20 protein-coding genes and 1 riboswitch are annotated in these 15,510 nt (G+C 39.5%); of the genes, 9 read left to right on the top strand and 11 right to left on the bottom strand.

Annotation, left to right across the window (positions count from 1 at the left end):
• Positions 1–41: 41 nt before the first annotated feature.
• The 6 genes from JOD45_RS07145 (at position 42) to JOD45_RS07120 (ending at position 5,246) form a co-directional block, all read left to right on the top strand.
• The gene (locus JOD45_RS07145; RefSeq protein WP_205003186.1) at positions 42–212 is read left to right on the top strand and encodes a YpmA family protein; all 171 of its coding nucleotides are present in this window, start codon (positions 42–44) and stop codon (positions 210–212) included.
• A gap of 19 nt (positions 213–231) precedes the next feature.
• Positions 232–720, top strand: coding sequence for a cell wall elongation regulator TseB-like domain-containing protein (locus JOD45_RS07140; protein WP_205003185.1), 489 nt, complete (start codon positions 232–234; stop codon positions 718–720).
• A 317-nt stretch (positions 721–1,037) separates the two neighbouring features.
• Complete coding sequence (gene asnS, locus JOD45_RS07135; protein WP_205003184.1) at positions 1,038–2,330, top strand: asparagine--tRNA ligase; 1,293 nt, start codon at positions 1,038–1,040, stop codon at positions 2,328–2,330.
• A 115-nt stretch (positions 2,331–2,445) separates the two neighbouring features.
• The gene (locus JOD45_RS07130) at positions 2,446–3,141 is read left to right on the top strand and encodes a DnaD domain protein (protein WP_338056042.1); all 696 of its coding nucleotides are present in this window, start codon (positions 2,446–2,448) and stop codon (positions 3,139–3,141) included.
• 17 nt (positions 3,142–3,158) lie between these two features.
• Complete coding sequence (gene nth, locus JOD45_RS07125) at positions 3,159–3,824, top strand: endonuclease III (RefSeq protein WP_205003285.1); 666 nt, start codon at positions 3,159–3,161, stop codon at positions 3,822–3,824.
• Positions 3,825–3,977: 153 nt separating this feature from the next.
• Positions 3,978–5,246 carry a glycoside hydrolase family 18 protein gene (locus JOD45_RS07120; RefSeq protein WP_205003183.1) on the top strand — a complete coding sequence of 423 codons (1,269 nt, stop codon included), beginning with the start codon at positions 3,978–3,980 and terminating at the stop codon, positions 5,244–5,246.
• A gap of 30 nt (positions 5,247–5,276) precedes the next feature.
• Here JOD45_RS07120 and JOD45_RS07115 read toward each other — a convergent pair whose 3' ends face one another.
• Both JOD45_RS07115 and recU read right to left on the bottom strand, forming a co-directional pair.
• Entirely contained in the window at positions 5,277–7,955 is a 2,679-nt protein-coding gene (locus JOD45_RS07115) for a transglycosylase domain-containing protein (RefSeq protein ID WP_205003182.1), read from the bottom strand.
• A 77-nt stretch (positions 7,956–8,032) separates the two neighbouring features.
• Entirely contained in the window at positions 8,033–8,629 is a 597-nt protein-coding gene (gene recU, locus JOD45_RS07110; RefSeq protein ID WP_205003181.1) for a Holliday junction resolvase RecU, read from the bottom strand.
• 263 nt (positions 8,630–8,892) lie between these two features.
• Here recU and JOD45_RS07105 point away from each other — a divergent pair, with 263 nt between their 5' ends.
• From JOD45_RS07105 to JOD45_RS07095, 3 genes are all read left to right on the top strand, one after another.
• A complete protein-coding gene (locus JOD45_RS07105) occupies positions 8,893–9,831 on the top strand; it encodes a DUF2515 family protein (protein WP_205003180.1) in 939 nt (312 codons plus the stop codon).
• Positions 9,832–9,939: 108 nt separating this feature from the next.
• Positions 9,940–10,266: a hypothetical protein gene (locus JOD45_RS07100; protein WP_205003179.1), complete on the top strand. Its 327-nt coding sequence runs from the start codon at positions 9,940–9,942 to the stop codon at positions 10,264–10,266.
• Positions 10,267–10,347: 81 nt separating this feature from the next.
• Positions 10,348–10,713, top strand: coding sequence for a YppE family protein (locus tag JOD45_RS07095; protein ID WP_205003178.1), 366 nt, complete (start codon positions 10,348–10,350; stop codon positions 10,711–10,713).
• Positions 10,714–10,767: 54 nt separating this feature from the next.
• On the opposite strand, the gene JOD45_RS07090 is transcribed toward JOD45_RS07095, so the two are convergent.
• The 9 genes from JOD45_RS07090 to putP all read right to left on the bottom strand — a co-directional run bounded on the left by JOD45_RS07090 (position 10,768) and on the right by putP (position 15,148).
• The gene (locus tag JOD45_RS07090) at positions 10,768–10,968 is read right to left on the bottom strand and encodes a hypothetical protein (protein ID WP_205003177.1); all 201 of its coding nucleotides are present in this window, start codon (positions 10,966–10,968) and stop codon (positions 10,768–10,770) included.
• Positions 10,969–11,142: 174 nt separating this feature from the next.
• Positions 11,143–11,394 (bottom strand): spore germination protein GerPB, encoded by a 252-nt coding sequence (locus tag JOD45_RS07085; RefSeq protein ID WP_205003176.1) that lies wholly within the window; start codon positions 11,392–11,394, stop codon positions 11,143–11,145.
• A gap of 20 nt (positions 11,395–11,414) precedes the next feature.
• On the bottom strand, positions 11,415–11,636 hold the full coding sequence (locus JOD45_RS07080) for a spore germination protein (protein ID WP_205003175.1): 222 nt from the start codon (positions 11,634–11,636) through the stop codon (positions 11,415–11,417).
• A gap of 66 nt (positions 11,637–11,702) precedes the next feature.
• The gene (locus tag JOD45_RS07075; protein WP_205003174.1) at positions 11,703–12,089 is read right to left on the bottom strand and encodes a spore germination protein GerPE; all 387 of its coding nucleotides are present in this window, start codon (positions 12,087–12,089) and stop codon (positions 11,703–11,705) included.
• Complete coding sequence (locus tag JOD45_RS07070) at positions 12,089–12,280, bottom strand: spore gernimation protein GerPD (RefSeq protein WP_205003173.1); 192 nt, start codon at positions 12,278–12,280, stop codon at positions 12,089–12,091. The genes JOD45_RS07075 and JOD45_RS07070 overlap by 1 nt, the downstream gene beginning before the upstream one ends.
• Positions 12,277–12,891 (bottom strand): spore germination protein GerPC, encoded by a 615-nt coding sequence (gene gerPC, locus JOD45_RS07065; protein ID WP_205003172.1) that lies wholly within the window; start codon positions 12,889–12,891, stop codon positions 12,277–12,279. Before gerPC ends, JOD45_RS07070 begins: the two co-directional genes overlap by 4 nt.
• 79 nt (positions 12,892–12,970) lie before the next feature.
• Positions 12,971–13,192 (bottom strand): spore germination protein, encoded by a 222-nt coding sequence (locus JOD45_RS07060; RefSeq protein WP_205003171.1) that lies wholly within the window; start codon positions 13,190–13,192, stop codon positions 12,971–12,973.
• A 91-nt stretch (positions 13,193–13,283) separates the two neighbouring features.
• Positions 13,284–13,553, bottom strand: a complete 270-nt coding sequence (locus JOD45_RS07055) for a DNA alkylation repair protein (protein ID WP_205003170.1) — start codon at positions 13,551–13,553, stop codon at positions 13,284–13,286.
• Positions 13,554–13,678: 125 nt separating this feature from the next.
• The gene (gene putP, locus JOD45_RS07050) at positions 13,679–15,148 is read right to left on the bottom strand and encodes a sodium/proline symporter PutP (RefSeq protein ID WP_205003169.1); all 1,470 of its coding nucleotides are present in this window, start codon (positions 15,146–15,148) and stop codon (positions 13,679–13,681) included.
• A 258-nt stretch (positions 15,149–15,406) separates the two neighbouring features.
• A riboswitch (TPP riboswitch) is annotated at positions 15,407–15,505 on the top strand.
• Positions 15,506–15,510 lie beyond the last annotated feature (5 nt).

Genomic DNA, 15,510 nt, shown 5'->3' with positions numbered 1-15,510 from the left:
TCCTACTATGTTTAACAGATTTTGTGCCAAGGAGGATATGAATGGGAGACAAAATTGAGCTTCTGTCAACTGTTGTCGTTAAAAAGTCAGATGATCTCTATAAAATCGTTGACAGCTTAAATAGAACATTAAAACGCCAAGACTTAATGTTCGGATTAGCATTAGACGAAAAAGATAAAGATAAGATGGTATTTACAATATATCGTACATAAAAAGTTGTCGTTTAAAAAGGTGATTGAATTGAAGAAATGGGGATTTATAGCAGGGATTGTTATTTTAATATGTGTATGGCAGTCTTGGTTAATTTATCATCGGGCAAGCTCCTATGAAGGTACGGCTGCACAGAAAGCTGTAGCCGAAGCGAAGAAACAATATCATATATCAAAGATTAAGGATGTTTCTTATTATAATGGGAAACAATCTTACCATGTTATACGTTCTGTCGATAAATCCGGCAAAGACGTTTATATTTGGGTTCCTTATAAAAAAGATGGAAAAATGTTTAAAGAGTACGTTAAAGACGGGCTAACCAAACAAGAAGCTCTACAGGCATTTTCTAAGTTAAATTATGACGTCCGCAAAATTGTATCCGTCCGGCTGGGCATTGATAATAATCAGCCTGTTTGGGAGATTACTTTTACTGACCACAATAAAGAATATAATTACGTCTATTTATATTTCAAAGACGGCAAAGAAGAGGGACATATTCTTCACATCTAGCGCCAGTTCAAGGAAGGCGAACCAGCGGTGCAGCAGCACGCATACATTCGCACAAAATCGCTTTTTTCCCGGAACATCTTTATCCAGCTTAGAAAAAGGAAAATGAGCTGGATAAGCCTGATTTACACACCCCTGATCATATTCTCGAGGCGGCCATGAAGAGCAGTTAAACCCGATTATGTCCGCTTGTCTTACGCGGCATCTATGGATCAAAATGATAAAAAATGATAGATCAAAACAAGAAAAAATTATAAGATCAAAATATTGGTGGCCTCTCGAAAGGTCATGAGTTTTCTTTTGTAGTGGAGGTTATGTTTATGAAAATAACGATTTCCGAAGTAAGCAAATATGTTGGACAAGAAGTAAAGATTGGCGTTTGGCTTGCCAACAAGCGCTCCAGCGGCAAAATTCAGTTTTTGCAGCTTCGTGACGGTACCGGATTCATCCAAGGCGTCATCGTAAAAAGCGAAGTCTCAGAGGAAGCGTGGAATATAGCAAAAGAATTAACGCAAGAAAGTTCTTTTTATGTCAATGGTATAGTGCGCGAAGATCATCGTTCACCTTCCGGGTATGAGTTGACGGTTACAGATCTTTCGATTATCCAAATAACAGAAGACTATCCTATTACGCCAAAAGAACACGGCACAGAGTTTTTGATGGATCATCGCCACTTGTGGCTGCGTTCAAGCCGCCAGCATGCGATTTTACGTATTCGCAATGAAATTATTCGAGCAACATATGAATTTTTTAATGAACATGGTTTTATTAAAATCGATCCGCCGATTTTGACCGGCAGCTCCGCAGAAGGGACCACGGATCTCTTCCATACAAAATATTTTGACCGCGACGCTTATTTATCGCAAAGCGGACAATTATATATGGAAGCGGCGGCCATGGCTTTCGGTAAAGTGTTTTCATTTGGTCCAACTTTTCGGGCAGAAAAGTCTAAAACCCGCCGCCACTTAATCGAGTTCTGGATGATTGAACCGGAAATGGCATTTACTGATCATGAAGAAAGCCTTAAAATTCAAGAGCAATATGTGTCATTCATTGTGCAGTCCGTTTTGAAAAATTGCCGGATGGAATTGAAGACGCTTGATCGCGATATCTCCAAGTTAGAAAAGGTTCAAGCGCCGTTTCCAAGAATTTCTTATGATAAAGCCATTGAACTTCTAAAAGAAAAAGGCTTCGACGATATTGAATGGGGAGAAGATTTCGGTGCGCCGCACGAAACAGCCATTGCTGAGAGCTTTGACAAGCCGGTATTTATTACCAATTATCCAGCGTCAATCAAAGCTTTTTATATGAAGCCTGATCCAGACCGCGAAGAAGTGGTGCTTTGCGCTGACTTAATCGCCCCTGAAGGTTATGGTGAAATTATCGGAGGCAGCCAAAGAATCGATGATTTGGAATTGCTTAAAAAACGTTATGAAGAACATAACCTGACCGATCCTGCTTATGAATGGTATTTAGAGTTAAGAAAATACGGAAGCGTTCCTCATTCAGGTTTCGGATTAGGCTTGGAAAGAACGGTTGCGTGGATCAGCGGAACAGAACATGTTCGCGAAACAATTCCATTCCCAAGATTATTAAATCGAATTTATCCATAAAGAAAACTTGCCAGTTCGGCAAGTTTTCTTTATAGCATTCCGCTGTTTATCAAGCGCCTATCTTTTAGAAGATAGAACAAGAAGTTCATGATATAATAGGGGAGAGGTGTCGAATGTGGAGAAAAAAATAATGATGGACTTAATGGTAAACAGTAATGTCATGATCCCTTCTCTATTGCTTGAGAATTATTATATGCTTGGCTTGAATGAAGAAGAATGCATGCTTCTCATTCATGTTCATTCTTTTATATCCAAGGGCAATTACTTTCCAACGCCTGATGATTTAGCTGAACGAATGAGCTGTACGCCTGCCCAATGTGCTGATCATTTGCGCCGCTTAGTTCAGAACGGTTTCTTGAATATTGAACAAAGAACAGATAATCAAATTTATTCAGAGGCTTACACACTGGAGCCTTTATGGGAAAAATTAATTGTTCATCATTATCAAAAGACAACCGACCAACAGCATGCAGAGCAAGAGGTTGCTTTATATACTGTTTTTGAAAACGAATTTGGCCGTCCATTATCACCGATTGAATGTGAAACATTAACGATGTGGCTGGATCAAGATCACCATTCCCCGGAATTAATCAAAGCGGCATTAAGAGAATCTGTCATTTCAGGCAAATTAAACTTTCGATATATAGACAGAATATTATTTGAGTGGAAAAAAAACGGGATCAAAACTTTACAGCAGGCGAAAGCGTACGGTGAAAAAATTAGAAATAAATTCCCGCAAAAAAAAGAACATCAAGCAAATAAAAACCAAAATTCAATAACTTTGCCAATGTATAATTGGTTAGAGAATTAATTGAAAAAGGTGATGAAGTGCTAAGCAAAAAACAAATAAATGTTGTTCTTGATACATTAGGCGAAATGTTTCCCGATGCTCATTGCGAGCTGAATCACAGTAATCCATTTGAGCTTGCGATTGCTGTTATTCTTTCCGCTCAATGCACAGATGCCTTAGTCAATAAAGTGACGCCTGGATTATTTGAAAAATATCATGCACCGGAAGATTATTTAGCTGTACCATTAGAAGAACTTCAGCAAGATATTCGATCGATCGGCTTATTTCGAAATAAATCTAAAAGCATCCGCAAACTTTGTCAAATCCTTATTGACGAGTACGGCGGCGAGTTGCCAAAAGATCGCGATGAACTGATGAAACTGCCGGGCATCGGACGAAAAACGGCAAATGTCATTGTTTCCGTGGCCTTCGGAGTTCCTGCCATTGCGGTAGATACGCATGTTGAACGGGTAACAAAGCGGCTCGGTATTTGCCGATGGAAAGACAGTGTTCTAGAAGTTGAAAAGACTTTAATGAAGAAAGTTCCTAAGGAAAAATGGTCTGAAACCCATCACCGTCTGATTTTTTTTGGCCGGTACCATTGCAAAGCCCAAACGCCGAAATGTGATATCTGTCCGCTCTTAAATATATGCAGAGAAGGGCAGAAGCGAATGAGAAAAAGAGAAAAGGTTAAAATTCAATAGATGAATGTTGTAAAGGGTTGTGCAATAAAAATTGGCACAGCCTTTTTTTAAGCTTTCAAGAAATCTCAAGCTGCATTCCCCCAAAATAAAAAGTGGCACATGGACAAATGTCCTGTACATAGGATACAACATGAAGTTTTAAGGGGGATGTCTATGCAAGTTCATGTTGTAACGGCAGGGGAAACATTGAGTACGATATCAAATAAATACAATGTTTCACCTCAACATATCTTGAATATAAATCAGATTACAAGTCCCGGCCAATTAATTGCCGGCCGAACATTATTGATCCCGGCACGGCCGGCATATATTGTTAAACCAGGCGACACATTATGGTCTATAGCTAAAAAATATAATGTAGACTATCAGCAATTATTGAAGCAAAACCCTCAATTAGAAGGTCAAATGCTTTACCCTGGTACAGTTATTAGACTTCCAGAAAGAAGAAAATCAACGATTATCGTCAATGGTTTTCTTGAGCCAAGTTCAAATACAGAGGATTTTGAGGAGGCAAAATCGGCACTGACGTATTTGTCCGTTTTTCAATATAAAGTGACTTCTGATGGCGATATCGTACCTCCTGACAATGAGGAGGTACTTCTTCATGCGGTTAAAAACAGCAGAGTCCGTCCGTTTATGGTCATCACTAATGTTGATAGCGAAGCGTTTAGCGCCGATATAGCCAAAAACATTCTTTCCAGTACATCCGTCCAAAACCGATTATTTGAGAACATCGTTAATCAGCTTAAAGAAAAAGGATTTAGCGGTGTCAATGTTGATTTTGAATTTTTAGGAACGAATACGAGACAATTGAACAACCGTTTTTTAAAAAGATTAACAGACCGTCTCCATAAAGAAAATTTCAAAGTGGCAGCATCGCTGGCTCCTAAGTTAAGCGGACAACAAACAGGTGCTTGGTATGAAGCGCATGACTATCAAACCGTCGGAAAAATTGTCGATTTTGTTGTATTAATGACGTATGAGTGGGGATGGAGCGGGGGGCCGCCAATGGCAGTCAGTCCAATGGCGCAGGTTCGGGCTGTTGTAAACTATGCCAGATCAGTTATTCCAAAAAATAAAATTGTGATGAGTATCCCTTTATATGGTTATGATTGGACATTGCCATATACAGAAGGAGGGGAGTTTGCTAAGGCGCTGACAACAAATCAAGCCTATGAATTAGCTGCGAGATACCGTGCTCAAATTCAATATGATGTTAAAGCGGAGGCGCCATTTTTCCATTATACAGATGAAAACGGCAAAAGGCATGTGGTATGGTTCAGCGATTTAAGAATGATGGAGGCCATGTTTCAATTGGTTAACGAGTATCAATTAGGGGGCATCAGCTTTTGGAATTTGGCGTTTCGTTATCCGCAAGTTTGGCCTTTAATAACAGATTATTTTAATGTTAAAAGAGCATAAAAAAACGCTCGCTTCTAGCGAGCGTTTTTTTTAATGTCCTTCGGAAGACTGGCTATTCTGCTGATTGTCTCCGGAGTCCGTTTTATTGCTGTTTCCGTCCGAACTTGACGGCTTCCCATCATTATTGCCGCTATTGTTTTGGGAAGGGTTTTGATTGCCGTTATCACCAGAGTTTCCGGTATTCGTCTGTCCGCCCTGATGGCCTTGGTTATTAGAGTCGCCTTGATTGCCTTGTCCGTTATGGCCTCCATTGTTTCCTTGATTGCCTTGATCCCCTTGATCTTGGCCGCCCTGATCTTGATTATTGCCATGGCCGCCTTGATCTTGGTTATCGCCTTGATGATTATTTTCATTATCCTTTTGACCTTGGTTATCTTGATTATTTTGGTCGTTTTGATTTTGGTCATTGTTTGTGTTTTGATCACTGTTTTGATCATTGCTTTGATTGTCTTGATTTTGTTTATCCTGTTTATCTTTTTGATCCTTTTTATCTTCTTTATCTTTTTTGTCTTTTTCCTGCTGGTCCTTTTGTTTTTGTTTGTTATCTTTTTGTTTGCTGTTGTCGCTGTTATCGCTGCTATTCGTATCAGTGCTGCTTTGTTCTTCAGATGATGAGCTTGACTGCTCTTTTTTCTTATCTGTGCCGGCGTGTTTCGGAACTATGACGTCGTCAGATTGATGACCTCTGACATATAGTTCGCCGCCGGATTCGATAACAGAGTCAGGCTTTTTGAAATCTGGCGTATGAGGTGATACCAGATCCTGCATGACATATTTAAAGATATCTTGTGCATAGTGCTGTTGGCTGACCGGCAAATATGATCCGCTGTCAGGATCATTAGATGGTGTATAACCCGTCCATACCGACATTGTTAACTCAGTCGTATAACCGACAAACCATGAGTCAAGATCGCCATGAAGCTGTTCATAAGAAGACAGACCATGTTTCTGGGCGTATTCATCAGGAATATTGGTTGAACCTGTCTTGCCGGCAACCGGCACGCCAGAAATATTCGCATCTCTTCCTGTTCCTTGCGGATCGTGGATAACTGATTTTAACATATCAGTGATCATATATGCCGTATAGTCATGCATTGCTACATGTTCTTTGTGGTCAAGATCAATAGTATGACCATCAGGGAATGCAATCGATGTAACGGCATGAGGTTCGTTATACACGCCATTGTTTCCAAAAGCTGCATAGGCGCCCGCCATTTGCAGCGGCGATGCTGTAAATGCACCTATCGCATAGGATTCATAGACATCTTTGAAGTCCAAGCCTAATTTGCTGGTGAATTCTTTGATTTTGCCTTCGCCTTCATCTTCTAAAAGCTGATGAAGCGTTCTAACAGCAGGGATATTTCGTGACTGCGCGAGCGCTTCCCGCATAGTCATTGTTCCTTTGTACTTTCCATCCCAGTTTCCTAAGGACTGTCCGTTTTTATACTTGTATGGTTTATCAATAACGCGGTGAGCCGTGGACCAATTTTGATATTCAATAGCAGGGCCGTAATCCATAATCGGCTTGGCTGTTGAACCGACAGCATTATCTGTGCTTGTTGCCCAGTTTATGCCGTTTTCATAATGACGTCCGCCGCCGATAGCTTGAACTGCACCGGTTTTTGTATCAATAATCGCGGCACCGGCTTGGAAATTTTTCTTGACGCCCGGGAAGTTGCCGTCGTTATTGAGTACATCTTGAAGTCTTTGCTGGGCTTTAGGATCAAGATTTGTATATATTTTTAATCCGCCTTGATAGAATTCATCTTTTGAGATGACTTTTTTCTTGTTAACGAGTTCATCATAAACGTAGTTAATATAGGCGTTATATTTTCTTTTCGGCTTTTGCAAGCCTTTATGGTTTTTGGTCAATTCTTTAATAGATACTTGTTTTGCTTTGTCAGCTTGTTCTTTAGTAATATAATGGTTCTTTGCCATCGTATCGAGCACTAATTCTTGACGCTGTTTCGCTTCTTTAGGATTTGCCAATGGATCATAGTAACTTGGCGCTTTTGGCAGTGAAGCAAGCATGGCTGCTTCAGGCAATGTCAAATCCTGAACATTTTTGCCAAAGTATACTTTGGCTGCTGTTCCAACACCGTAAGCGGCTTCGCCTAAATAAATTTTATTCAAGTACATTTCCAGGATTTGCTGCTTAGAGTATTTTTGATCAAGCCTAATGGCCAAATAAGCTTCTTGAATTTTTCGGGTTAATGTTTTTTGCGGTGTCAACAAGGAGTTCTTAATGACCTGCTGATCGAGCGTGCTGCCTCCTTCTGAACCAAAACCGTGAGTAAGGTTAGCGACAACGGCTCCGCCGATTCGATACGGATCGATGCCGAAATGCTTGTAAAAACGGTTATCTTCTGTTGAAATAAAAGCTTCTTGCACAACTTTTGGTATTTTATTTATAGGTGCATAAGTCCGATTTTCCTGGGTGTAAACCGTATCAATCTTATGTCCATTTTTGTCATATATCGTAGTGGACATTGGATCTTTTAATAACTTCGGATCTAAAGTCGGCGCTTGTTTAATGATTGCAAACACCGTGATGACGCCGGCAAGGACTAAGAAAAGGATGATTAAGAAACAAATGAGTGCAATGCGTTTAAAAAGGCCTTTTTTCTTCCCTTTCTGCCCCTTTGGTTGATTTTGATTATCTTGTCGTTTTGCTTGACGTCTTTCAGCTCTAGACATATATTCTGTCATTATACAATCCTACCTTTCCAGACGACAAATCTATTCAAATAATAGCATTCGAATGAACTCATAGCCTTATGGCTAAATTATAAATAAACACGATCGACTATCGTTAAATAATCGATGCGCGGCATATATCCTTGTGGAATAGGATAACCTTGACCTTTAATGATAGCTTTCGGAATTGATTTTTCACCGCCAGATTTTTGTTCTGACCAGTATTTTATCAGGTGTTCGGCATCCAACAGAAAAATTTCCCCGCTGGTTGTAAATTTAATGATGACAAAGCAAATACCGCCGTGAGATTTCACTTTTTTCATATGTTCAACTTGATGTTCATGAAAATTTTTCAGCGGCAAAACGGTTTTGCTTCTCGTTTCCTTTGCTTCAAAATCAATATAATGTCCCCGATATAACCCGTTGTAATCGGTTGTTGATGCTTTTCTAAAATAGGCTTCAGTAATTTTAGCGGCGCTTCTTCGCGGATAATCAACATTTACAATTTGCACGGGGGTCGGTTTCTTATGAATAACCGCTATATCACGTTCTAAATAATACTGGTTAGTCATGTTCAAATCTTCCTCAAGTGTCATGCCGCGGTTGGCAAAATTCACTTTGGCTGTTTTCTTTTTCGGCGGTGACTGATTAATATAAGGTTTACCGTTAGGATAGAAAATAGTCAAGTTGTAAACTCCTTTATCTATTTTCGTTATTGTACTTTCTTACTATCTTAATGAAGATAAGAAAGCACATGAAGAACTAATTTATAAATAAACTAGTTCTATCTCAATTATAACGTATATATGCAAATGGTATAGAATTATTTTTATTATGACATCTTCTATCCTTAGATAATAAGGAGAAAGCTATGCCTATACAGTCTAACACCTTTATTGATATCTGTCACCGTCGACAAAAAATTTGCTTTAGCCGTCAAGAAAGGAAAATGATTGGCTATATCCGCAAGAAAACCGATGAATATAATCTTGATAATATCTCAAGAACAAAAGCATATATCCATTATTATCTTGGAAATCCAGAAATTGATTGGTCGCTGCTTGCCAGCATGGTTTCCAGAAATGCCGGCTGGAATATGACCGACCTTGCCCTTAGGCCAATGAAACAGATATTAAAGGCGAAGGACCGCTTTATTCTTTTTCATACTTATGAACGGCCCAATTGGTTAATTTTTTCGGACGCTTTTCCTCAACTTCTGATATATCAATTTTCAAAACAAAAAAACAGGCCCTATTTCCACCTTTTAAAAGCGTTTAATGTTTCTGTTTTTATGGAAAAGGAATGGGAGACATTTTGGTTAACGCGGGATAGGGGACGGCTTTGCACAAGTCAAATCGTTAATGAGCAGCAAGTCATTGAAAAACCGGTCATTCGACAAAACTATTTAAAAAATAAAGTTTTTAACCGCATGTTTTTTAAATTTCAAGAATGGCTGCATCAAACGTCGGTTATTTTCCCGACGATGAACGGCGCTTTATATGGTTTCTCCGTTAGCCGATTTACACATGTTGAAAATAGAATAGAGCTTGGTAAGCAGCTTGCATGGCTTCTATTTGAGTCCCCGGTTTGTCAAGACATCCGTCAATTTGCTTTAAACGTGGAACCAACCGGATCTCGGTCAGATTACGGGAGGTTTCAGAAGGAGCCTGAGATGGATGATGCCTGTTTGCGGCATTTTTACAATCCTGTTAAACATCATTTAAGCACAATGGATGATTGGTTTACAGGTGAGGTTAACGACAAATGGTATGGTCGTCCTAAACTTATGCCTTATGACCTCACTCATTGGTACGTTAAAAAACAAAAGCAAATTGAAAGAACAGCCGCGCTGATATCTTTGATTTGTCGAAAATCAAAAAATGAGTGAGAAAGGCACCTTTCTTTGATGAAGAACCACTTCTTTTGTCAAGCGTGCAGGGAGTTTATTAAAAAGAAAGAACTATTTAACATTAATAAACCAACGGGAGTTGAGGTTATGAAAACAGAACGGCATGAAGAACAAATCGCTTACGGCTACGGGTTATCGAGGAAAGAGCTGGATGTACGGATGGACTGTTTGGAAGTTAAAATGGATATGTTAGAAAGAAAAATTTCCAATAAAGCGGATGAAATTGTTTCGATGCAATTATTGCACCATCGTCAAGAACTGGAATCTATTTATCGTATGATCCATCAGATTGATGAACAAATTAGAATCATTGATCGTAAATTAACAAGATTTACTCAAGCGAATGGCATTTTTTCATTAACGAACAACGAAAGGCATCACTTACCAGTTTTGAAAGGCATCGTCGGCTCCTAGTTTCCGCGGAATGACTTTAGAAATGTAATGCGCGTGTCATCATCCCTTTCTTTTGGTACGATATAGAAGGGGGTGACAGCTATGGATGACGACAAAAAACAGCTTTTGAAGGATTTAACAATAGAACTTCGCCAATATAATCAAAAGGCTTACGGCCAATTTGTGAACAGTACGCGGCAAGAGGGGTATGAAGCTGACTTTTACAATGAGGTAAAGCCGTTTGCTGACAAGGTTCTCAGTGCGGCAGACAAGTGGAAACCGCTTGCATTAGAATGGGTTAACAAAGAACGCCCCAAATATATTTACCATATACAAATTAATGATACGTACGACAATTTGACAATCACATCAGTCACCGCTTTTCAAAAAGACACGCGCCGCCGCCGTTTTCTAGAAACGATCAAAGCGATTGACTATGTCCTCGACGCCATATTAAAACAATTATAATAAATAAATGAACCCTTCTGTTTTGGTCTGAATTCAGAAGGGTGTTTCCATGTCCTAATAAATCATCAAAAACTTTATGAAGATAAAAATAAAGTACGGAATGCCTAAAAATAAGATCATTTTAAACATCACGTTCGTCATCTTTTCAAGGAGGTCTTCTGGCTGAATTTTATTAAAATCTTTTATAAAAGATTTCACTGAGTGAATAAATGAACGTTTAGGTTTAGCTTTTTCTAATATTTTGCCGGCAATCATTGTTTCTCCTCCTCAAGTGTTTTATTAATACAACATATGGTTGTCCATATTGAAATATGATGATTTAATAGAAAAAAACTCGCTGACAGCGAGTTTTTCTTATAGGTGCTATGTCTTTCCCAATGATAAAGATAAAAATTAAGACGGGAAACTTTATGATTATATTTAAAAATGTCACCGCGGGGCGGGAAGAGGGACCAAAATCGGGTGAGCCGCCGGTACTTGGGAAGGCTGATAAGTTTCTCCATGCGTGATTTGGCCTGGCAAAGCAAGTTGCGGTGCAGGTTGTGTGAACCGCCCGGAATTATATGCATTTGATATAGGTTTAATCATTCCGGCACTGCCGATTTGTAGTACAGATGAATTTGATAGACCATTTATTCTGATTTGATGGATATGAATTTCTTGATTAATAAAAAAATTCATATGGAACGCTCCAATTAAAATTAATTATCCGCCGCATTATTTCCGTCTGCCAGATCTGAATCTAATGTATTTGTACTGTTAATCATATTATTCGTTTGCAAAAAGTCACCGGTATTTAATGCACCTGATCCGGCATACGTTTTCGATGTGCTTTTAGGAGAAATATTCAGTGAGTCGCCAACATGAAAAACGGCGCCGCTGCCTACGCTGTTGATTTTAATTGGTCCCGCAATTGATGGCATATCGAAACATCCTTTACACCTAGTGATAAATTATTCTATGCCGGTGACTGGGCAAATGTTAGGTTGCTAAGACCTTTGGTCAGGCGGGTTAAAAAATTGCCGAATATTTTTAACGCGTGCTTCACTGTAAACATAATCTGTAGAACCAATTTCTATAACAGAAGCAGTAGACACACCTGTTATTTTCATATGATTGACTTTTATTAGCGGATCTTCATTAACGATATTCGTATGAATAGGTTCGTAAATATGAGCTTCAAGCAACGGCACTTTAAAAATGTCCGGTTCTTGGTTAAGGATAGGATCATCTTTTGGAAAAATGGGGTATTCTCTTTGCAGAGCAAAAACTTTTCCTACCGGCGTAACCCGCTTAGAATCGCCAATTTCAAGTATTGAACCCATAGAAATAGAGTTGGCTTTTAATGTATTAACGGCAGAAGTCCGGGCCGGCATTATCGTACAACCCCCGCTGGTGCATATGGAACAACCGCTTCGCCAACGATTAATGATTCTGCCGGGGTGTCATATATAGATGATGTTCCAATGGTTTTTGCATCGCCGACCAGAACGACTGAAGCCGTCGCCACACCGATAATTCTAATGTTATTGACGCATAATTGCTTGTTAACAACATTAAAATTCATTGAGAATCACGCCTTTTTTTAGGAAGATAATCAATAAACATACTGAACGCCCTTCGGATGTCATCATGAAGCTTTTCGTTAATCACATCAACTAATTCTTCTTGGTTATCAAGATAATGCTCTTGATATTTCGATAGATAATATTGGGCACGGTTATGAAGCTGTTTTTGAACATCATTAATGATAAATTGCCGGTATGTGTCATCTAAAGGATAACCTTTCTCTTGTTCGATCGTGCGCAAATCTTCGTACGCTTGCTTGCTGAAATATTGATTTAGGAAGCTGTTAACCTCATTCATGACAGCAGAAGCAGGGTCAACAGGCTGTTCAGGAGCATGAATGGTTTGATCGTTAATTGTAAAATCATCAAGATCTTCCATATCTTTATTAGGGTTTAATCCAATATTTAAAGTGCCTTCAAGCGTATCAATTTTTAATTGGTCGAAGGAGTAATTGACAGTTAATGGCTGTTGTTTTTGCAAACCATCTAAGTCTGTTCTTAAAGTTTTAATCATTCTCTCTAGTTCGCGAATGCGTTTTTCCTGCGTATTCACGGTGCCGTGCAAATGTTGTATGATCCGCTGCCACTGATAAGGTTGTTGGACATTCACCATCGCTCACCTCTCTACTATAAAGATATGCATGGCATAGGGTGGACGATGACCTAAGGAATGAAATTTTAGATAAGAACTATATATTTAATTGGTTGCCTTGATCAATAAGATCAGGATCTTCAACTTGAGTAGAATTGGGCGCGTTATGAATGATTAACTTATCGCCGGTGTTAAAAGAGCCGGCTCCGGCAAAACTTTTTGAAAAGGCAAACGGCGAAAGGTTATATACATCGCCGACATTTAAAACGGCCGAGCTTGACATAATGTTGACTTTAATAATCCCGACAAGTGCAGGCATGTCATAACATCCTTTAAGCGATTTGCTACCATTAGTCTATGAAATGGGCGGATAATGGTTCAAAAAAAACCAGCCGTCAGCTGGTTTGAAATTAATGAATGAGATGATTATCTTTTTTTTGAGCGTATTCCGCACGTTTAATAAATGAATGTTCATCTTCTATTAACCCGCAAACGCCGCACTGGATTTTTCGTGCAGGGCCATTATAAGGCAAATGAATAGGATCTAAATGGTCCATACTGAATTCATCCGTTATTTCGCCGGTGGACGGATCCATTTTAACAGCTCTGGGTTTTTGCTCAATGATATTAAATCGTGTCTTATTTGTTTTGCAATTTGGACAGAGATAAGGATGAGACATATGTAACACCTCCTTGTTTTATCTTTCCAAAGAGTGATGATTATTATTAGAAAAGCGCCGGTAAAACACGTTTACCAGGGCGCTTTTTTTGAATATATAATGAGGCGGCGTGTCAAGCTGCTTTATTACTTTACGATTCTTGATTTCATTTCTTCAAATTCCAGATTAACGGCCTCATCAGGTTCTTTCGTCAACAGACTGACGACAATAACGGCTGCCAAGCTCAGGAAGAACCCTGGAATCATTTCATATAAAAAGTCTGACAGTCCAGGAATAATAAGCCAAATAATAACTGTTAGGCCGCCGACTATAAGACCGGCAAGCGCCCCCCATTTCGTCATCCGTTTCCAATACAAACTGACTAAAATCGCCGGACCAAAAGCGGAACCAAAACCAGCCCAAGCATGGCCAACAAGGCTGAGAATCGTCTGGTTAGGGCTGATCGATAATAGGAGAGCGATAATCGATACGGCCAATACTGCCAATCGACCAACCAAAACAAGCTCTTTGTCTGTGGCTTCACGGCGGATAAATGTTTTGTAAAAGTCATTTGTCACGGCGCTCGATGTAACTAAAAGCTGCGAAGAAATGGTACTCATGATGGCCGCGAGCATAGCTGCCAATATAAATCCTGTAATATACGGGTTAAATAAAATGTTTGCAAATTGAATAAGCACCGTTTCCGGGTTATGCAATGAGCCTCCATGCCGCAAGAAATATGAAATACCGATAAGGCCCGTTAACATCGCGCCAATTAAGGACAGTGCCATCCATCCGATACCGACGCGTCTGGCCACACGGAGTTCTTTGGAGGATGTAATCGCCATAAACCGAACAATAATGTGCGGCTGGCCAAAGTAGCCAAGTCCCCAAGCGAAGAAGGAAATAATGCCGAGAACGGAAGTCCCTTTAAATATACTTAGCAAAGAAGGGTTGACGCTCTTAATATCATGGAACATAACTTGTGTGCTGCCTATATGGGTAAAAGCGACAATCGGCACCATGATTAAGGCGACAAACATGATGACACCTTGAACAAAGTCAGTCATGCTCACGGCCAAGAAACCGCCGAATAGCGTATAAATAATCACGACGCCTGCAGTCAAAAATAATCCAAGCCGATAATCTAGGTGGAAGGCGCTTTTAAAAAGGGTTCCGCCTGATACCATGCCTGAAGCTGTATATAGGGCAAAGAAAACAAGGATAACAAGACCTGAAACAAGACGGAGAATGTTTTGTTTGTCATTGAAACGGTTTTCAAGGAAATCAGGAATCGTGATCGAATCATTGGCGATTTCAGTATAAATACGCAAACGCGGGGCTAAGACCAAATAGTTCACATAAGCACCCAATGTTAAGCCGATCGCCAGCCAAGCACTTGACAGACCTGTTGCATACATGGCTCCCGGCAGTCCCATAACCATCCAGCCGCTCATATCTGATGCACCTGCGGATAACGCAGTGACCCAAGGTCCGAGGCCGCGGCCGCCAAGCATATAATCGGATAATGTTGATGTCCGCTTATAGGACCAATAGCCAATTAACAACAAGACGATAATATAAATAGATAATGAAATAAGGACGCCTATATTCATACTGTTTCTCCTCTCTCAGCTGTAATTTAAATTGTTAATACTATTGCTTCTTATTGTAAATGTCCTATTTCAACAATATTATAACAATATTGAAAAGGTTTTCATAGAAAAAACTTGAATTCGGCTATGTTATGTCAAAAAAAGTAAAAATACGATGCAAAAACTGTCGGCTGGCCGACTTTAAAAATAAAAAATCACGATATTGAAAAAAGATAATGAGTATAGTAAAGTGATAATAAATAAAAAGCAAATATTGATTTGTTCCACTAGGGGTGCTTTTCGCTGAGAATGGCTAATGCCTAAACCCTCGGACCTGATCTGGATAATACCAGCGAAGGAAAGTGGTGAAAATACACTGTTTT

Origin of the sequence: Scopulibacillus daqui (assembly GCF_016908855.1) — a bacterium.
GTDB lineage: Bacteria > Bacillota > Bacilli > Bacillales > Sporolactobacillaceae > Scopulibacillus_A > Scopulibacillus_A daqui.
Note: the sequence above shows the minus strand (reverse complement) of the source record. Positions and strands in the feature narration are given on the sequence as shown.